Below are 17,064 nucleotides of genomic sequence, written 5' to 3' on the forward strand. Positions count from 1 at the left end.
GAAATGAGAGAAGTAAAAATACCAAAGACATTAGATAATCCACCAAGAGCAGCGGGAATGCCACTTGATTCAGTATTGATTGGAGCAGTGACATGGCTGCTGTTTTTTGTATTTAATGCGACATTTATAGGGATAATTATTGCTTTAAGCTGTGGGCTAATTTATCAAAGATACAAAAAGAGATCAATTGTAAGGAGAGTGGCAAGAGTATTGTATTGGTATTTACCGGCAAGTATCAATCCAATAAAGCAAGGGGTGAGAGGGCATGATAGGAAATTAGGAATAAAAGGGGAAGAGAATGGAAAGAAAGCTTAGGGTAGAGAGGAATTTATTTATAGTAGGCTTCATCATAATGGTGATGAGCAATTTGATATTGGTAATTTGCATATATAGAGGTAAGAGCACAACAATATTAGTACCAGGTATAGAGCAGAGATTTGAAGTGAGTAGTGAGAGTGCATCGAGTGAATATTTAAAATTAAGAGCGCAGGAGATTCATTTTTTAATATTTGGAATGAATAATGAGAATAGTAAAAGGATGAGGGAGTTATTGCTTATGAACATTGATAATGAAGCGAGGAATAATTTTATAAAGCAAATAGATGAGTATGCGCTCAATATAGAGAATAAGGGTTATTACTATAATTTTTCAGATATTGTTGAATATGGAATTAATAAGAAGGAATTAGTTGTTAAGATATCTGGGTATTTAGAGACATTTATTGGGGAAGAGAAGATAAATAGAGAATATAAAAGTTACAAATACGAATTCATAAATAGGGGAGGGAGAGTGTTGTTACATTCATTTAAGGAGGCGCAAGATGTTGAGGAATAAATTGGTAGGAGTATTAAAATTAGCATTGATGCTAGTGATTAGTATGAGGGTATCAAGTGATTTTGCATATGCAAAAGCAATATATAAAAAAAGCATAAATGAGGAGAGTGTTGATATATATGCAAAAAATAACGAAATACTAAATGTAGTCTTATCAGAAAAAGAGATAAATAGAATAAGTTTTGAGGGAGAGAAGGTTAAGGGACTTCATTATACAGATGGGGAGATGGAGTTTAGTATAGAAGATGGAGATTTGTATATAAAAATAAAAGCAGAGAAGCCGGTTAATTTTTTCATAAAAATGGAAAGTGGGAGGACGTATCAAATGTTGGTTGTAACATCAGATACGCCGTCTGTGCAGTATTTCGTTAAAAGAGGAGAGGGAAAGGCAAGAGTAGCGTTAGATACAGGTGTAATAAAAAAAACAGTAAGAAGGGAGCTCAATAGCTATGAGGGAGAAATAAATAAAATTATGAGTGTTGCTGAGACAAGTAAGAAATATATGGGATATGAGTTAAAGAAGCTGAATAAAAAGATATCTCTAAAAGCGAAGGATAAAGAAGTTAGAGAGGTAAAGGATGGCAGAAAAATCAAAGCAATAGAGGGTAAAGAGGTATTGTTAGTTAAGGGTAAGAGGTTTGGCTGCCATAAAGTTGAGATTTCAAATAATAGTAATGAAGAAGTAGAAATTAAAGCAGAGTATTTTGAGGGAAATTATGAGGATGTAGTTGCTAGTTATGTTGAAAAGGAGAGGTTAAGAGCAAAAGAAAAAACAAATTTATATATAGTGAGTAAATTATGAAGATATTAGATGATTTAGAAGAAAATAATGCAAAAAATGATACAAAAAGCTATGAGGAATCAAAAACTGCCAAAGAAAATCAGAAGGCAGTTTTAATTGAAGAATCAGGTATATCTATATCTAAAGAATTAAGTGTGGATATAAAAAATAAAGATGAGCCCAGTGCAGGGTCAAGGACTGAGTTAAATGACAAATCAGGAGTGAAGGCAGAGATTTTAGATGAAGTTGGAATAATACTGCGAGTAAAGGGTAAAATAAAAGAGCAGTTTATAAAATATTTTATAGTTAATAGTGGCGATAATGAGCAGAACAAGATAAACCAGAAGCGTCTTGGATTGTTTATAGGAGTAATAGTTTTGACTGTATTATTACCAGTATTTTACGGCATGAGTAAGAAAGTAGAAGAGCAAAAGGTAAAATTACCAGATAGTCAGGAATTTGAGTTACAAAAGCTAACAGATAATGGTGCGAGTTATGAGGATAAATGGATAAAAGGAGCGAAGAAGGAGGTTGATGCGGTAAAAGAAAAGGCCGATACCATAGAGCAGCAAACTAAGGAGATTACTGATAACTTAGATAAGACAAAAATTAGTAAAGAAGAGCTAAAGGAGTTGTTGAGAGAGCAGAAGCAAGTGATAGAAGCAGAATTTGAAAAAAGAATATTAGCTGAGACGGAGAAGGTGAAAAAAGAGCAATCAGATAGGGTAAAAGAGGACGTGGGTGGACATATAAACTACTCGGGAGTGCCGGAGAAGGCAAGTTATGTATTTGGTAAATATATACCTGCTGGTTCACATGCAAAAGCGGTATTGATATCTGGAGTTGATGCGGGGATTGGAATAACAAGTGAGGCGGATCCTAGGCATGTGTTAATGAGGGTGACAGGGACTGTGACATCTGCGGGATTTGGAGTGGATAATTTAAAAAGCGATGTACTTATCGGATGTATCATACAAGGACAGGCTGTAGGGGACATATCGAGTGAGAAAGCATATGTAAAGCCAACAGTTATGACATGTGCAAAGAAGCCAAATACGGTAATAGAAATTCCAGTTAAAGGATATATTATATCGCAAGGTAAGAGTGGAATAAGAGGGAAGGTAATATCTAGGGAGGGAGATTTAGTATTAAAAAGCTTTTTAAGTGAAGCGATATCGGGGCTTGGAGGAGGAGTATCGCAGAGTATGAGACCTAAATATGAAATGACCAGTGGATCATTAGTGGGAGAGAAGCAATCACTTAAAGATATATTAAGTGGGGGAATGGCATCTGGAGTAGGAAGTAGCTCAGATAGGCTTAGTGATTATTTTATTAAAAAAGCAGAGCAGTACCAACCTGTTATTAGCATAGATGAGGGGACGATAGTGGATATAGTATTCCAAGAGGGATTTAGTATGGAGGAAGTAAAGAATGAGAAAAAATAAAGAAATAGTTAAATCCATAAGTAAAAATATAATTAAGATTACAAGCATAAGTAAAAACATAAATTTGGCTATTTTATTAATTATTGCATTGCTACTTCCGGGCTGTGCAAAATATGGAGGTAATTGGGATTGTGGTACTGTAAAAGGTATAGGATGTTCATCAATAGATGAGGCGGAGAGGGTTGCTAGAGATCAGATATTATTAAATACAGGGAGCGGTACTAAGAAGAAAATCAAGATAAAGGAACATTACGAGGGATTTGAGAAAGTGCCGGAAAATGTCCTAGAGGTAAAGTGATGGAAGAATTCATTAAAGATATAGGATGGGGAGCGAGGAGTTTTTTTGACAGTTTAAAGGATGATCTAGGGGAAATATTTAGAACTAGGAGGAAGCAAGAGGGTAAGAGTACGATAGAGAAAAAAGTGGGTATATGGGATTATTTGCCATATGACAGATATGATATGGCAAGGGGAATATTTTATAATAAGGAGAGCACTGGGTTTATATTAAAGGTCAGGCATTTTTCAGGGATAGGGGAGAGAGAGGAGGAGAAGTTAGAGAGTTTTTTTAATTATGAGGCACCGTCTGAGTGTTATATAGAAGTAATAAATTATGCGAGTCCAAAGATAGGATATATAACGGATAATTGGGAGAAGCAAGCAAAAGGTAATCCACTTTATGAGAAATTAAGTAAAAAAAGAGTAGATTATATCAATAGTGGGAACTGGAGGAATATACTAGGGAGTAGAGGAGCCTATATATTTAGGGATTACGAGCTATATTTTGCAGTATCGGTAAAAAAGGGGACAGAGTTAGAAGTACTGACATCATTCAAGGAGAAGATGCAATATAGCCTTGAGAATTTGGGAAGTAAGGTAACATTGGTCAATGATGTTGGGCTTGCGATATTTTTAAGGGAGTTTTTATATCCTAATACGAGTCCACATATAGAAAGAATAGAAGAGAGGAAGAATAGGATTATAGAATATATGATGAATGATTCGGTAATAACAGCAGAAAAGGATTCTCTAAATATAAAATTAAATAACGAAAAAAGGACAGAAAAGTTTAAATATCTAACATTTGAAATAGTAGAATATCCTGATAAGTGGAGCATGGAAAAATCAGGAAATTTAATGGAGCATTTTGAGCATGGGGTGAGGATGCCATTTCCATTTTTAATTAGGTATGGGGTGAAGTTTTTAGATCATGATAGTTCAAAAAGGAAGGCAAGCAGAATAAGAGCGACAAAGATAGTACAAAATGATGCAGGGAGAGTTGCAACATTTGTGCCTAAGATGATAGAGGAGGGGGTTGAGTGGGATTATGTGGCTGGATGTTTAGACAAAGGTCAGAGGCTTGCGAAGGGAGTAATGAATGTGATTGCAATTATAAAGGAAGGGGAAGATGAGGTATATGCAGCACAGGCTGTTAAGACACATTTTTCTGGATTAAATTTTAAGATAGAGCAAATAAAGTATGAAGTAGTGAATGGATTTATAGCGAGTATGCCATTTGGATTTTCGCATTATTTTGGAAGTTTGGAGCAGCTGAAGATAACAGGAACAGTTACATCGCAGGTTGCTAAGAATTTGATGCCAGTATTTGCAGATCACGGTAATACAGCATCACCACTTATGTTACTTGGAGGCAGGAGGGGACAGTTATTTTACTATGATAATTTTACGAGTAAGGAAAACTTTAACATGGTGGTGATAGGAAAGCCTGGTAGTGGGAAGAGTACGTTTTTAAATGAGCTAACGGTATGTACATTAAGAATGGGAGGACAGGTAGTAACGCTTGATGATGGTGCAAGTTCGAAAAATAGCTGTTTAGTACAGGAAGGAACGCATATAGATTTTGAGACAGGGGAGTTATGTATTAACCCATTTACTTTTTTTATAGATAGGGGGAGTATGAAGGATTATACGCAAGATTTTGAAGAGCCATTTATAGAGTTAGTGACGAGCGTATTATGTATAATAGTTGGGATAGATAGAAATTTAATATCGCCTGAGAATACTATTTATCAGACGATTATGAGGAATGCGATAGTTGCAGTTATGGATAAATATGGGAGAGATGGAGGATTTAAAGAAATAGGGATAGAACTTAAGGAAAATGAATTATGCAGGCCACAAACAGATGAAGAAATAGCAGATAGGATATCATACGCAATTGAGGGATATACAACTGGCAAGTCAGCGCATTATTTTAATGGGAGGAGTACGCTTAGAATAGATAATATGCTGACGGTATTTGAGTTCCACAAGATAAACAGCAATAAGGTGTTAAAGAATGCAACGTTAATGCTTGTAACATTTTTAGTATATTCAAAAATGTTTAAGAGGGAAAGGAGAATGGCGCTTATTATAGATGAGGCATGGTTATTGTTGCAGCATGATGGGATGAGTGGATTTATGAGGGAGATAGCTAGGAAGGCCAGGAAGTATAGGGGATGTTTAGTGATTGCAACACAGAACTATTCGGATTTTAACCCGGAGTTTAGTAAGACTGCGCATGAGATATTACCGAATTGTGACTGGAGGATATTGTTTGGAGCTGATAATAGTGTGGATAAGGAGCTTAGGACATTATTTAGTTTAAATCACACGCAAATAAATTTGTTAAAGACAGTGAAAGCTGAAAAGGGATTATATTCAGAGTACATGATATGTCATAAAGAGGGAGGGAGTGATATAGCTAGATTATTCCTCGAGCCATTTTCTCAAGGATTATACACCTCAACGGCTGAGGATGTTAAGGCTCTTGAGGATTACAAAGCAGCAGGGATGAGTGTAGAAGAGGCGGTAGAAATGTTGGTATCTAGGGGAAGAAAATATGTTATTTAAAATAGTAAAAAGGAAGTGGAGAAAGCTTACTGATGACCAGAAAGTGCAAATTGGTATAATTTATCCAATTGTTATCATAACATTTATTGCCATAATCCTAATAATGTTACAGCAATATCAAAAGGCATATGGTAAAGATTTTGGAGTACAGGGACATAGATGGGATATAGCAGAAGCGGATATAATTGAGTATATAGAGAAAAAATTAGCAGAGGTGGATGTTAAGAAGTTCAAGGAAGAAATGATCAAAAAAACAACTGAGAGGGTAGAGGAGCCTGAGGCTGTTAGTGGGATCGTAGATGTGATTTTTGATAAAGCGACCAAATATTACTACGATCCCAGCTACGCTATACCAGAAGATATATATGATCACAAGGGAAATTTATTATATGAGGCAGGATATAAGGTTAACCCACTTGAGCAAGTGCCACTTAGAGAAAGATTGATATTTATAAATGGCAAAAACGAAAAGCAAGTAGAGTATGCGATGAGGAGGAGGGAGGAATATAAGGGAATGGCAAAGATAATATTAATAAGTGGAAGGCCGCTTGATATTCAAAGGAAAAAGAAAGTATGGATATATTTTGATCAGCAGGGAGTTTTAACCACGAAGTTAGGCATTAAAGGAGTTCCTGCAATAGTTGAGCAGGCTGGTCTTAAGCTTAGAATTATAGAGGTAGGTGAGGAAGAGTGGGGGAAGTAATGAAAAGCCAAGAATTGAAGTTAAAAGGTGGCCTTTGCAAGTATAATGAAGAGAAGATTAAGGGATGTGATGATTTTAGAATAAACTTGGCAAAGGCCCAACAAAAAAGAAATAGAAGATGTAGTATAATACTTTTAGCGATAATAGGCATTATATTTTTACAAAATATTCCTATAAGTTCATACGCCGAGGAAAGTAAAGCAAAAAGATGCAAGGGAGATTTTATAAATCCGATTACTGATGTGTGCTGGGAGTGTTTATTCCCAATTACACTAGGGAGCATAGAGCTTAAGGGGAGTGATAAGCCAGACACTAAGAATCCAGGATCTCCAGTATGTGTGTGCATGAAGAATAAATTGCCAATACCTGGAATTACAGGTGGATTTTGGGAGCCAGCGAGGATGACAGATATAAGTGCAGAGCCATATTGTTTTGTAAACTTGGGGGGAGTGAAGATGGATATGGGATTTGAGAGGGGGTATGGATCAAGACCAAAGGCAACAAGTGCTGAATCGGCTAAGGTATATGTGCATTATTATATATATCCATTACTGTTGATGTTAAATATATTTACAGATGTGATATGTTTAGAGAGGGTGGGATTTGACTTATTTTGGACCACGGAGCTTGATCCGACATCGGATGACGAGTTATCGTTATTGATGCATCCTGAGGCATTTTTATTTAATAACCCAATATCACAAAGTGCATGTGCGGTAGATTGTGTAAAAACATCATTACCAAAGTCATCATTACCGATAGATAGTTTATTTTGGTGTAATGGATGTCAGGGGACGTTTTATCCGATGAATGGTTCGATAAATTATCATAATGGTGGGGTATCGGATGCATTATCTGCAACTGGGAAGATAATAGCAAAGATGCATAGAAGTGGGCTTGGAGCTAATACAAGTGGTACTAGCAATAAAGCATTATGTAAAAAAGTAGTGGCACCAGTTATTAAGAAATCTCAATATCGTTATCAATTAATAAACCCAGATAGCAGTAAAAGCTGTTATCCACTCGGGAGTACAACAAGTAAATTTGAGGCAGCAAAGGAGATACCTATAACACGTGAAGATTTTGGATATTTAATATGGCAAAAAAGAAATTGTTGCATCTTATAGGCTGGACAAGCCTAATCATTGTTACTGCAGCTAATATCAATGCTGTGGCAAATAATGATGTGGGTGGTTATATTGGCGATAATATTAATAAGCAATATCAACAAGAAATACAACAAGAAGTAGAAAATGAAACACAAGGAAGCCTTAAGAAAGAGGAAGTATTAGAAGAGGAGAAGAAAATAGCAAAAGAAGTAAGAGAGAGGGTAAAAAAAGAGAGTGATCAACATGGAGATTACGGGCATGGGAATTTACAAAACTTTAGAAGAGGAGAAAAGCTAGAAAATGAAAAGTTAGTAGATGAGATATTTAAAAAAGTTAAGGTTTTGGAAAAAGAATATGAGAAAATACATGAAGATGTAGATGAGAAAGTAAAAGGACAGGAGGAATGGGCTAAGAGAGTAGTAAAAGATACAGAGAAGTCAATTTATGCATATAGCCAAAACAGGCCAAAAACTATAAATAATGAGGTGCTGGAAAATTATTTAGAAGGATATAGCCAAATATTAAAAAGCAATAAAACAGATGAAGGATTGGAGGATGGTTTTTATATAGCAGTAAGTTTATCAATGCCACAAGCATTGCTTGCAAGTTTACATAATCAGGCAATAGAGTTAGGAGGGAGGTTAATAACGAGAGGATTAAAAAATAACAGTTTTAAAGAAACAATATCTGCGATCAAGGAGTTATCGGAAAGTGGTATAGTTGTAGATATAAATCCAAAAATATTTAGGAGTTATGAGATTAAGCAGGTGCCAACTTTTGTTTTAATTAGGAATGGCAAATCAGATGTGATGTCTGGGAATGTGAGTTTAGGATATGTACTTGAAGAATTTAAAAACAGAGGAGAGATAAGTGGAGGTTTGGAAGGTGATAAGTAAATGCAGAAGTATAATAAAGGTGCATGTATTTATATTGATGTTAACAGCGGCAATGATTGCATTATCTATGGGTTATGCAATGAGTGCAGTAAGTGAAAGCACCTTAAGAAGGTATAAAGATGATGCTAAGAAAGCAGCGCAAGAAGTGTCTGAAAGTACGATAAGTAAAATGTTTGAGAGTGATATAGAAAGCAGTAAATCTAGTGAGCTTAAAAAGAACATGGCGCACTATCAGGGAGAAAACGTAGAAAATGCAGGATTAGATATTAAAAGAGCTAATGATCAGGGAGCAGTAAGAAGAGGGGCTGGGAAAAACGTAAATAAAGCGAAATGTGGAGCTGAGAATTGTGAGCTTGGGAGTATATTTAGTTCATCGGCAATGATGGATAGGGAAGTTAAGATGGATGAAGCTGGATTTAAAAGAGATGAGGAAGGGAATATAATTGACAATAAGGGATATATAGATAAGGCAAAGAAAATAGCTAAAAATGCGGCAACAAACTTTGATTTTATCAAAGGGGAAGATGTGAGATGCAAGGATATAGAGAAATTAAGTAAGATCAGGACAATGGAAAGTTGTGATCAATATTATGATGTGGTGCATAATACATGTCCAATTAATCAGGTGGTTGAGATAGACCAGAAGTATATATATGAGTGTAGTAAGAAGCGAGATGTAAAGGAAAAGATATGTGAGGAGAAGGTGATAATGGACAGTGTAGGGTGTGATGATAAATCAGATTGTGGATATGATGCAGGAGGGATGGTGCAAGGAAGTATAGATGGGAATATATTTTGGAGAGCAAATTACCCGAATTTATATTTAGGGACAATAGATAAAGTAAGGGATAGTGGGAGGTGCCATATAATTGATAAAAACATAAATTTTATAGTAAAGAATAAAGATAGTATAAAGGAATTTAGAGTAACTAACATACAATACAGTGATTGGATCAGAATATCAGTAAATGGGGTGCAGGCATATAATAGTATGGGTGGGGATGGACCATATTGGAGAGAAAGAAGTTGGTATGGAGGATATGGTGAATTCACAAATTTACATTCAGGAAGTGTAGTAAGAACGTGCAATACAAAAAGATTCTATAACACGAGCCCAAACGTGGATTTAGTGCAGTATTTAAGGGATGGAAATAATACCATTAGAATAGAATTGGCATTTGGGAATAGTGGAAGATTATATGTTGAGTTAAGAGCAACTCAGTATTGTTGCAATCATTGGAAGAAAGAAAAAACTGAGGTTAAATGCAGATACGTAGATTAATCTCAATTTTAATAATATTTGCTATTTTGATGCAAAATGTTGTGGCGACGATATTGCCAACTGGATTATGGATTGAAACAGCAAATGCATTAGAGAATAGCAATGATAGAAATTTCCAGGAGGATAAATGTGACATTACAAAAGAAAAGCAATGTGTAGATTATAGTACAAAAACGATAGAAGGATTTCCAATTACTCGTTGCTGGAAATATGAAGAAATATCAAGATGCGTAGGTCGGGAGAAAAACTATTGTCAGACTTTTGAAGATAATAGGGGGTGTCATGAGCAGCATGGTAAATGCTTAGAGCAAGCAAATGTGAGTAAGATGTGCAAAAACTTTGAAAAGAAATTTAAATGTGGAGATAAGCTTGAAGAAAATGCTGAGGTGAGGCATGTAGATACGGAGTATTTAGTAAAAAGGGATGAGAGAGATTTATCAAATTGTACTGAAAGCGATTTAAAGAACTGTGTGATAGAGCATGAAAAATGTTTAGAGCCTGCAGAGACGAGAAATATCAATGGGAAGGATGTGTATAAAAAGTGCTGGAAATGGGATAGGAAATATTATTGTAAGCAAAATAGTTATATAGATGAATGTAAGGGATTAAAGGAGAAATGTAAGGAAAAATCAAGAGAATGTATGCATCAAAATGAAAAGGGAGATTGTGAGCATTGGGAAGTGAATTATGAATGTGAAGAGGAGAGTAAGGAGAAAGTAGAGTGCATAGGAGGAAGATTTTGCATCGGCGGAATATGTGATACTCACGAGAGATTTAGGCCTAATAACTTTGGAGAAAATATAGGTACATTGATAGCGCTTGCGAATATGAAGAAGCAAGGGATGGAGGGTTGTAAATGTCCTGAAGGGAAGGCGGAGTGTAATCCTGAAGATATAAATCCAAAAGATTGTAAATTTTTTATAGGAGATGAGCATAAATGTCAGAAATTCAGGGGACAGTGGATCTCATATGCGATAGCGGCTGCATCAATATATATGACATGGGGAGCGATTCCAATTGGGATAGTGCCAGGACAGGGAATAGGTGCAGTTGGAACTAAATTAGGAAGTATGAGTGCAATGGAAGCTGCTAAATTTGCAGGTAAGCAAGCTGCAAAGGTGGCAATAGCTAGTATGGCAAGAGTAGATTGTTGTGCAATGGACGGGACATTAACGGCATTTTGTAGAGGTAAGGCGGTAAATTTAAAAGTAAAGAGGCAGCAGAGGTTTTGTGTGAAGGTGGGTAGATATAAAAAGAAGTTGGGATTAATTGTGGTGACAAGTTATTGTTGTTTTAAGAACAAGCTAACCAGGATAATACAGGAGCAGGGGAGAGCCCAGTTAGGTAAGAGTTTTGGGAGTGCGAAGAATCCGGATTGTAGTGGACTTACGGTAGAAGATATACAGAAAATAGATTTTAGTAAGATAGAGTGGAGAGAGGTAATAAAGGAATTTAAGGAGAGTGCTGAGGAAGCAATGAAGGAGAATATGAAAAGTGGTAAATTTGAGAAACAAGCAAGAAAGTTGGCTGAAGAATACAAGGGGAAGAAATTTGATAAAGATGCCATAAAAGTGAAAGCTGAAGCGTATAATAAAAAGAGTGAAGTAAATGATGAAGAGGAGTCAGTGAGATTATTGATGGAGAGAAGGTTGGAGGGATTTTATAAGGGAGATAATGGTAGTAAATAAAAATAATAAAATAGGTAAAAAAATGTTTAAATTACAATTAAAAGATATACTAAAGGGTTGGGATGATGGAGATAGTAAAAAACCAGTAGGATTAGTAGCAATACAATATCTGGGAATTTTATTAATAGCTGTGATAACTGCTTTAATGATAGGAAAGTTTGTTGCGGATAGTTTTGGATCTGGAAAATTCAAATATGAGTATTTTTATATAGCAATAATAAATTTAATTATAGGATGTGCATTATTTGATATTGGGGTAGGAAAGAATAAGCTGGCAAAGATTATAGGTCTGGTAGGTTTATATTTATTATTATATGTAGCAGTAATTTCTGGTTTGTTGCCAACATCTATAGAAGGCTATTACATAGCGAGCTATAAAGTTGTAAGTATAAGATACGCTGCAATAATAGGGGTTTTAGGTCTTATACTGGGGAGTTACTATATAAGGAATGCATGGAGATATGTTGCGAGTACTATATTAATAATGGTGTTGGCATATTTTATAGCTATGAGGGTGGGATTAGGATTTATTTTAGATATAGCGGCATTACCAGTAATATTATCATCAATACCAGCATTAATTGTAAGCAAGGAAAAGGGAGAAGGTAAATATCGGTTTGCGCACAAATTCTTTTTGCCATATATAGCGAGTTTACTAGCTTTTTTAGTATTAAGACCGTTTGGTCTGACAGGATCAGATTATGTTATTGAGCCATGTGCTATATCAATTGCAATAATAGGCTTGTTTTATGGTGAGTATATTAGGGTCAAGTATAGAAGGAAAGCCCCACTTAAATTTTATAAACTGTTAATGCTGGTGTTTTTATTGAGCCTAATTATAAGGAGTACATTAACGATATTGAGGAGTGGCTGGGTATGAGTAAGTATTGGATTATAGGAATAATAATATTCACGATAGGAGTTTATAATCAGAAAGGCACTGCAACTATCATGGCAATAATAGTGGCGATAGGGCTATATAATTACTTTGGGGAAAAGCCTTTTAAGATTGAGAATTTTCAAAGTGATGAAAATTATTTGAATGATAGATATGTAGGTCAGGATATAAATTTAGTACTGAAGGATTTTGAAGCCTCTGGGTTTAAATGCAGTGTATATGAATTAACTAAGTATGATTTATTAGTGGCGGATAGAGAAAAACATACAAAGCAATTTGTATGTAGATATACGACCAACACAATATCACTACAGCCTTTTTATAATTATTCAGTCAGTGTAGGAGCAGATGCGGATGATAAGGTCTCAAGTATAGGGCTGCTTAAAAAATTTATAATAGGTAAATAAATATGATAGAAATAAAATTGATAGCAAAACCAATAGAGTTGTTTAAAAAACTAGAGGATCATGCGCCGCAGCATTTGTTTATTATCAAAATAGATAATCACGGTGACAAGTATACAATCAGAGGCGGTCCAAAAGGAGGAGATGGATTTATAAATTGGCTAACAGCTGATTTAGAGGTGACAATATCAAAATATATGGCAGTTCATCCAGATTGTCCTGATAGACGCGTTGATAGTAGAGATAAGGATTGCATAGGATGGGACAAATGGCCTTCACATACTCTAGCTGTGGGAGATGAATCTGAGATACCTCAATATTGGGAAAAAGCAGTTAGCAGAGCTGAATGGATAAATCAGCAAAGATTTGATTATAAGCTACCAATAGAAGAGTTAAAAGAGCTATATGGATTTAGTTTTGGTGGGCACTTAAATTCAAATACAGCAGCAAAGGATATAGTAGAGGTAATGGGCATAGAGTTTAAGTTGCCTAAATTTAAGGTTAAGAATGGAGAGGAGAGGGAGGTATATGCTCCTGGATACGATGGTGTTATGGAGTATAGCAGGGTAGACATAGTAGTTAATTGGTTTAGAGAGTTAGACGAAAGAGATAAGGAATATGTAAAAAGGGACAGTTATTTTTTACATTTACTACAAGAGCAATATTTAGAAAACACAGAGGTTCTAGGTACAAAAGCACGGCTAAAGATAAGTCAATGTATATATAAAAGTTATGTAAAGATGAAAGAAAATGAGGATAGTGGATGTGTGAAGACAAGTTTGTCCCCAAGTGTTAGAGAAATAAATAAGCATAAATATAAAATATACGAATATGTATATAGGGCTATCATGGAGGATATAGATGGGGAAGCATATAAAATGCTTGGTAGGTATGCAGAAGAAAAAAAAGATTGCGAGATAGCTAATATCTTTAAGCATGCAGCAAGTAGTAAAAAAACATCAAAGGTATTACTGGAGTTGCAAATGTCGCAAGAGTTCCACGAATATGAGCATCAAATATATGAAGGTTGCATAATATTGGATAGGAGTGATTATACGAGGGAAGAATCTCAAATGCATAAAGATAGAAGAAATTGTTGATTCATGCAGTAGGGTTGATAGGTATGAGGAATTATAATGGAATATTTAGGAGTAATGATAAAAGTATATGGCAATTTATTATTAGGAAAAAGCAGAAAGGAGTTGGGATCAGCACTACAGTGTGTTATACTTGTAATATCTAATATAACAATAAAAAGAGGTACAAAATGCATATGAACATATGGCTTAATAATGAGCTAATGAAAGAGGTGGAGGCAATAATGAAAGCAGAGGGTAAAAAGAGGAATACAGTAATAGCAGATGCAGTTAATGAGTATGTAAGAAAGAAGCATCATAATGAGTGGCCTGAATCTATAAAGAATTTTAAAGGAATAAAAGGGTTGGAAGATTGGGAGGGATTTGAAGCAGATAGAGAGAACCTAAGGGAAAATAAAGAAAGTATGTTTGAGGAAGGAAAATGAGATATTTATTAGATACATGTGTGATAACGGATTTTGTAAAAAATAATCAAAAGACTGTTGAAAAAATAAAGCAGTTGTCGCCAAAAGATTTGTGTATTTCGGTCATTACAACATCAGAAATAGAATATGGGATACAAAAGATAAATGGGACAAAAAAAGGCGATCATATAATCAAAGTCACAAATGCATTAGTCGGTATAATAGAAGAAGTAAGTGTTGATCATAATATAGCTATAGAGGCAGGGATGATAAGAGCGAGATTAGTGAGTGAAGGCAAAATAGTAGGAGCGCATGATATATTGATTGCTGCAACAGCAAAGGTGAACAAGCTAGTGATGATAACGAATAATATCAAAGATTTTATTCGAATAGATGGTTTAGCAATGGAAAGCTGGAAAGAGGATTAAATGAAGATGCTTACCAAGGTGATAATTATTTTATTAATTGCAGTAGCTATAGTGGATAATGCTATAGCTACAGGATTTAAATTCACTCCTGAAGTTTGCAAGAAGTATGGGCTTGGGAAGAATTGGTATTGTGATAATCAAAGTAATAATCAAGATCTGGGAAAGGATACAGAGATAGAGGATATATTAAATTCAAATTTACCTGGGGAGAAGAAAGCGGAGTTACTTGAAGGATTGAGAGAGCTACATACAAAAAGGGCTGTAATGGATGGCAGGCAAGAGGATATAGATAAGGCAGTAAGGATACAGGGGATATTTGCTAAGAAAGTGATAGAATATGCAAAGGTAGCGCAAAGAACAGTAGATAGTGATCCAAAATTAGCAGTGACGCATAGTAATTTTAAATATGACACAGAAGAGGCAATGGCGGGAGCGGAATTAGAAAGATATTTAAGAGAGGGGAGTAAGAGGTATATATTGGTGATGATATACAGCGCAAATTGTGGAAGTTGTCAGGCGCAATTACCCAAGATACTGAGAATGAAGGAGAAGTGGGGATATAGAAATTTAGGTATTAGTGTAACAGAAGAGCATTTTGAAGGATTTGATGAAAGCTTAAGCGATAGTGTGGTAGCTAAGGATGGTAGTATAATAAAATATCCAACACTAGTGGTGCTAGATACAAATAAGCAAGAAAAGATATTCCTAAGTAATGGTATTACGCAAGTAGAGGAAATGGAAGAGAGGCTTGTTGCATTAATAAAGGAAAGGAAATAGTTGAGGTAAAAAAGATGATAAATATGGCGAGAAATATAACAATGAGAGCAAATAAAACAAAGATAATAAAAAAATATGAAAAGTTGTCACAAATAGTTATTGTATTGCTATTATTGATAACAATATCAAATAATGAAGCAAAAGCTGACGTATATAAAGGAGCATCAAATTTATGGAAGAGTTTGGGAGGCAAGAGTGTATCGACGGGTGCAAATATATATAAGTCGCAAAGTGGAGGTCATGTAACACTTGGAAATGTATATTTAGCAAATACACAGAAGCACAGGCCAATAATAAGTGTGAATCATCCAGAGATATCGCTTAAGAATCCATGTGTAGGTTCCTCGGTAATAAATTTAGGAGGGCTTGCTCATATATCGGGAGAGGAATTAAAGAATAAAGTACAAACGATAATACAGTCAGCAGGTCTTGGGTTTGTATATTTAGGGTTATCGGCGGTGTCGCCAGTACTTAGTGAAACATTGCAGGAGGTATTTAGCAAAATACAAGAGATGGGTGGATTTTTAAATGATGAATGTAATACAGGAATGATGGCAGCGACATTTGTAAAAGATAAAGCAGCTGAGCATTTTAGTAGTAAGCAAAATCAAATAGTAGAGCATGAAATGTCAGGCAAGGGAGATAAAGCAGATTTGTCATCAGTATATAAGAAAATGCCAAAGGGGTCTGGGGATAAAATTGAAGAGATAGCAAAAAAGAATCCTGAAAAGAGATTAGTAAATGTAAATCTGGCATGGGATTCACTAAAAAAGTTAGGTGCAGATGAAAAAACCAAGAAGCTAATGATGACATTAAGTGGGACGATTATCGTGCATGAAAATAAGAATAATAAGGATGGAGAGCCTATTGTACAGTATATAGCGCCAAAAATAATAAACCCTGAGTTATTGGAGGCATTACTTAAGGGGAATAGTGAGATGAAGATATTGGGATGCAGTGATAATGAGCAATGTTTAAAAATAAAAGAGGACAGTCAGAAATTAGGAGCTGAAGATGGGTTTGAGTATAAGGTGGCGCAGTATTTTAAAAAGTTTGGAGATGCGCTTGCAGATGATAAGGATTTAGATAGCCAGTCACAGAATTTCTTAGCAAAGGCATCATTGCCAGTATTTATGATGTATGATGGATTATGGCTTAAAACAGATGGGCATCCAGAGGCTGAAGCAGGAATTTTAATTGAGATAACAGCATGGAATATACTTTATCATTATTTAACTGAGTTAATAAATGAATCAATAGAAGCTGCTAATAATTATACGATAGGAGCGGCTACCGAGTTAAATAGGTACAAAGAAGGATTAATCAAGACAAGGGAAATGCTAAATAATTATCAAATCAGGGACAATAATAGGCATAAATTACAGGTAATGCTGGTTCAAAGAGCTGAATATATGAATAAGGCGATGAATGAAGAAACAACTAAATTGATAGGAGGATTATAAA

General features: G+C 35.2%; 19 protein-coding genes. All 19 read left to right on the top strand.

The annotated features are described in order from the left end of the window. The first annotated feature begins 3 nt into the window (after positions 1-3). From traL to N3Z17_RS07460, 19 genes are read left to right on the top strand one after another with little or no spacing between them, the layout of a single operon-like run. A complete protein-coding gene (gene traL / locus N3Z17_RS07370; protein WP_282472683.1) occupies positions 4-315 on the top strand; it encodes a type IV conjugative transfer system protein TraL in 312 nt (103 codons plus the stop codon). Continuing rightward, positions 299-835 carry a TraE/TraK family type IV conjugative transfer system protein gene (locus N3Z17_RS07375; RefSeq protein WP_282472684.1) on the top strand — a complete coding sequence of 179 codons (537 nt, stop codon included), beginning with the start codon at positions 299-301 and terminating at the stop codon, positions 833-835. The genes traL and N3Z17_RS07375 overlap by 17 nt, the downstream gene beginning before the upstream one ends. Further along, a complete protein-coding gene (locus tag N3Z17_RS07380) occupies positions 822-1,637 on the top strand; it encodes a TraK domain-containing protein (RefSeq protein WP_282472685.1) in 816 nt (271 codons plus the stop codon). The genes N3Z17_RS07375 and N3Z17_RS07380 overlap by 14 nt, the downstream gene beginning before the upstream one ends. Next, positions 1,634-3,061: a TrbI/VirB10 family protein gene (locus tag N3Z17_RS07385; protein ID WP_282472686.1), complete on the top strand. Its 1,428-nt coding sequence runs from the start codon at positions 1,634-1,636 to the stop codon at positions 3,059-3,061. Before N3Z17_RS07380 ends, N3Z17_RS07385 begins: the two co-directional genes overlap by 4 nt. After that, positions 3,048-3,359, top strand: a complete 312-nt coding sequence (locus N3Z17_RS07390) for a hypothetical protein (RefSeq protein WP_282472687.1) — start codon at positions 3,048-3,050, stop codon at positions 3,357-3,359. The genes N3Z17_RS07385 and N3Z17_RS07390 overlap by 14 nt, the downstream gene beginning before the upstream one ends. Continuing rightward, positions 3,359-5,914 carry a TraC family protein gene (locus N3Z17_RS07395; protein WP_282472688.1) on the top strand — a complete coding sequence of 852 codons (2,556 nt, stop codon included), beginning with the start codon at positions 3,359-3,361 and terminating at the stop codon, positions 5,912-5,914. The genes N3Z17_RS07390 and N3Z17_RS07395 overlap by 1 nt, the downstream gene beginning before the upstream one ends. Then, positions 5,904-6,617, top strand: coding sequence for a hypothetical protein (locus N3Z17_RS07400; protein ID WP_282472689.1), 714 nt, complete (start codon positions 5,904-5,906; stop codon positions 6,615-6,617). Before N3Z17_RS07395 ends, N3Z17_RS07400 begins: the two co-directional genes overlap by 11 nt. Next, positions 6,605-7,744, top strand: coding sequence for a conjugal transfer pilus assembly protein TraU (gene traU / locus N3Z17_RS07405; RefSeq protein WP_282472690.1), 1,140 nt, complete (start codon positions 6,605-6,607; stop codon positions 7,742-7,744). Before N3Z17_RS07400 ends, traU begins: the two co-directional genes overlap by 13 nt. Then, positions 7,714-8,622 carry a type-F conjugative transfer system pilin assembly protein TrbC gene (gene trbC / locus N3Z17_RS07410; RefSeq protein ID WP_282472691.1) on the top strand — a complete coding sequence of 303 codons (909 nt, stop codon included), beginning with the start codon at positions 7,714-7,716 and terminating at the stop codon, positions 8,620-8,622. Before traU ends, trbC begins: the two co-directional genes overlap by 31 nt. Then, positions 8,597-9,904, top strand: a complete 1,308-nt coding sequence (locus N3Z17_RS07415; protein ID WP_282472692.1) for a hypothetical protein — start codon at positions 8,597-8,599, stop codon at positions 9,902-9,904. Before trbC ends, N3Z17_RS07415 begins: the two co-directional genes overlap by 26 nt. Continuing rightward, the gene (gene traN / locus N3Z17_RS07420) at positions 9,886-11,592 is read left to right on the top strand and encodes a conjugal transfer protein TraN (protein WP_282472693.1); all 1,707 of its coding nucleotides are present in this window, start codon (positions 9,886-9,888) and stop codon (positions 11,590-11,592) included. The genes N3Z17_RS07415 and traN overlap by 19 nt, the downstream gene beginning before the upstream one ends. Beyond that, positions 11,579-12,472 carry a hypothetical protein gene (locus N3Z17_RS07425; RefSeq protein WP_282472694.1) on the top strand — a complete coding sequence of 298 codons (894 nt, stop codon included), beginning with the start codon at positions 11,579-11,581 and terminating at the stop codon, positions 12,470-12,472. The genes traN and N3Z17_RS07425 overlap by 14 nt, the downstream gene beginning before the upstream one ends. Further along, entirely contained in the window at positions 12,469-12,897 is a 429-nt protein-coding gene (locus N3Z17_RS07430) for a hypothetical protein (RefSeq protein WP_282472695.1), read from the top strand. Before N3Z17_RS07425 ends, N3Z17_RS07430 begins: the two co-directional genes overlap by 4 nt. A 2-nt stretch (positions 12,898-12,899) precedes the next feature. Further along, the gene (locus N3Z17_RS07435; protein ID WP_282472696.1) at positions 12,900-13,994 is read left to right on the top strand and encodes a hypothetical protein; all 1,095 of its coding nucleotides are present in this window, start codon (positions 12,900-12,902) and stop codon (positions 13,992-13,994) included. Positions 13,995-14,030: 36 nt separating this feature from the next. Beyond that, positions 14,031-14,171: a hypothetical protein gene (locus N3Z17_RS07440; RefSeq protein WP_282472697.1), complete on the top strand. Its 141-nt coding sequence runs from the start codon at positions 14,031-14,033 to the stop codon at positions 14,169-14,171. After that, positions 14,168-14,416 carry a hypothetical protein gene (locus tag N3Z17_RS07445; protein WP_282472698.1) on the top strand — a complete coding sequence of 83 codons (249 nt, stop codon included), beginning with the start codon at positions 14,168-14,170 and terminating at the stop codon, positions 14,414-14,416. Before N3Z17_RS07440 ends, N3Z17_RS07445 begins: the two co-directional genes overlap by 4 nt. Next, positions 14,413-14,823, top strand: coding sequence for a PIN domain-containing protein (locus N3Z17_RS07450; protein WP_282472699.1), 411 nt, complete (start codon positions 14,413-14,415; stop codon positions 14,821-14,823). The genes N3Z17_RS07445 and N3Z17_RS07450 overlap by 4 nt, the downstream gene beginning before the upstream one ends. After that, positions 14,824-15,600 (top strand): conjugal transfer protein TraF, encoded by a 777-nt coding sequence (traF, locus tag N3Z17_RS07455; protein WP_282472700.1) that lies wholly within the window; start codon positions 14,824-14,826, stop codon positions 15,598-15,600. Between the two features lie 14 nt (positions 15,601-15,614). Continuing rightward, entirely contained in the window at positions 15,615-17,063 is a 1,449-nt protein-coding gene (locus N3Z17_RS07460; RefSeq protein ID WP_282472701.1) for a conjugal transfer protein TraH, read from the top strand. The last annotated feature ends 1 nt before the right edge of the window (position 17,064 follow it).

It is taken from the genome of Candidatus Bandiella numerosa (genome assembly GCF_029981845.1).
In the GTDB taxonomy this organism is placed as follows: domain Bacteria; phylum Pseudomonadota; class Alphaproteobacteria; order Rickettsiales; family Midichloriaceae; genus Aquirickettsia; species Aquirickettsia numerosa.

Coding starts and splice junctions, on each gene's coding strand:
- N3Z17_RS07400 (WP_282472689.1), top strand. CDS start 5,904: ATGTTATTTAAAATAGTAAAAAGGAAGTGGAGAAAGCTTACTGATGAC.
- trbC (WP_282472691.1), top strand. CDS start 7,714: ATGGCAAAAAAGAAATTGTTGCATCTTATAGGCTGGACAAGCCTAATC.
- N3Z17_RS07375 (WP_282472684.1), top strand. CDS start 299: ATGGAAAGAAAGCTTAGGGTAGAGAGGAATTTATTTATAGTAGGCTTC.
- N3Z17_RS07395 (WP_282472688.1), top strand. CDS start 3,359: ATGGAAGAATTCATTAAAGATATAGGATGGGGAGCGAGGAGTTTTTTT.
- N3Z17_RS07440 (WP_282472697.1), top strand. CDS start 14,031: ATGGAATATTTAGGAGTAATGATAAAAGTATATGGCAATTTATTATTA.
- traL (WP_282472683.1), top strand. CDS start 4: ATGAGAGAAGTAAAAATACCAAAGACATTAGATAATCCACCAAGAGCA.
- N3Z17_RS07430 (WP_282472695.1), top strand. CDS start 12,469: ATGAGTAAGTATTGGATTATAGGAATAATAATATTCACGATAGGAGTT.
- N3Z17_RS07445 (WP_282472698.1), top strand. CDS start 14,168: ATGAACATATGGCTTAATAATGAGCTAATGAAAGAGGTGGAGGCAATA.
- N3Z17_RS07450 (WP_282472699.1), top strand. CDS start 14,413: ATGAGATATTTATTAGATACATGTGTGATAACGGATTTTGTAAAAAAT.
- N3Z17_RS07425 (WP_282472694.1), top strand. CDS start 11,579: ATGGTAGTAAATAAAAATAATAAAATAGGTAAAAAAATGTTTAAATTA.
- N3Z17_RS07385 (WP_282472686.1), top strand. CDS start 1,634: ATGAAGATATTAGATGATTTAGAAGAAAATAATGCAAAAAATGATACA.
- N3Z17_RS07435 (WP_282472696.1), top strand. CDS start 12,900: ATGATAGAAATAAAATTGATAGCAAAACCAATAGAGTTGTTTAAAAAA.
- traF (WP_282472700.1), top strand. CDS start 14,824: ATGAAGATGCTTACCAAGGTGATAATTATTTTATTAATTGCAGTAGCT.
- N3Z17_RS07390 (WP_282472687.1), top strand. CDS start 3,048: ATGAGAAAAAATAAAGAAATAGTTAAATCCATAAGTAAAAATATAATT.
- N3Z17_RS07460 (WP_282472701.1), top strand. CDS start 15,615: ATGATAAATATGGCGAGAAATATAACAATGAGAGCAAATAAAACAAAG.
- N3Z17_RS07380 (WP_282472685.1), top strand. CDS start 822: ATGTTGAGGAATAAATTGGTAGGAGTATTAAAATTAGCATTGATGCTA.
- traN (WP_282472693.1), top strand. CDS start 9,886: ATGCAGATACGTAGATTAATCTCAATTTTAATAATATTTGCTATTTTG.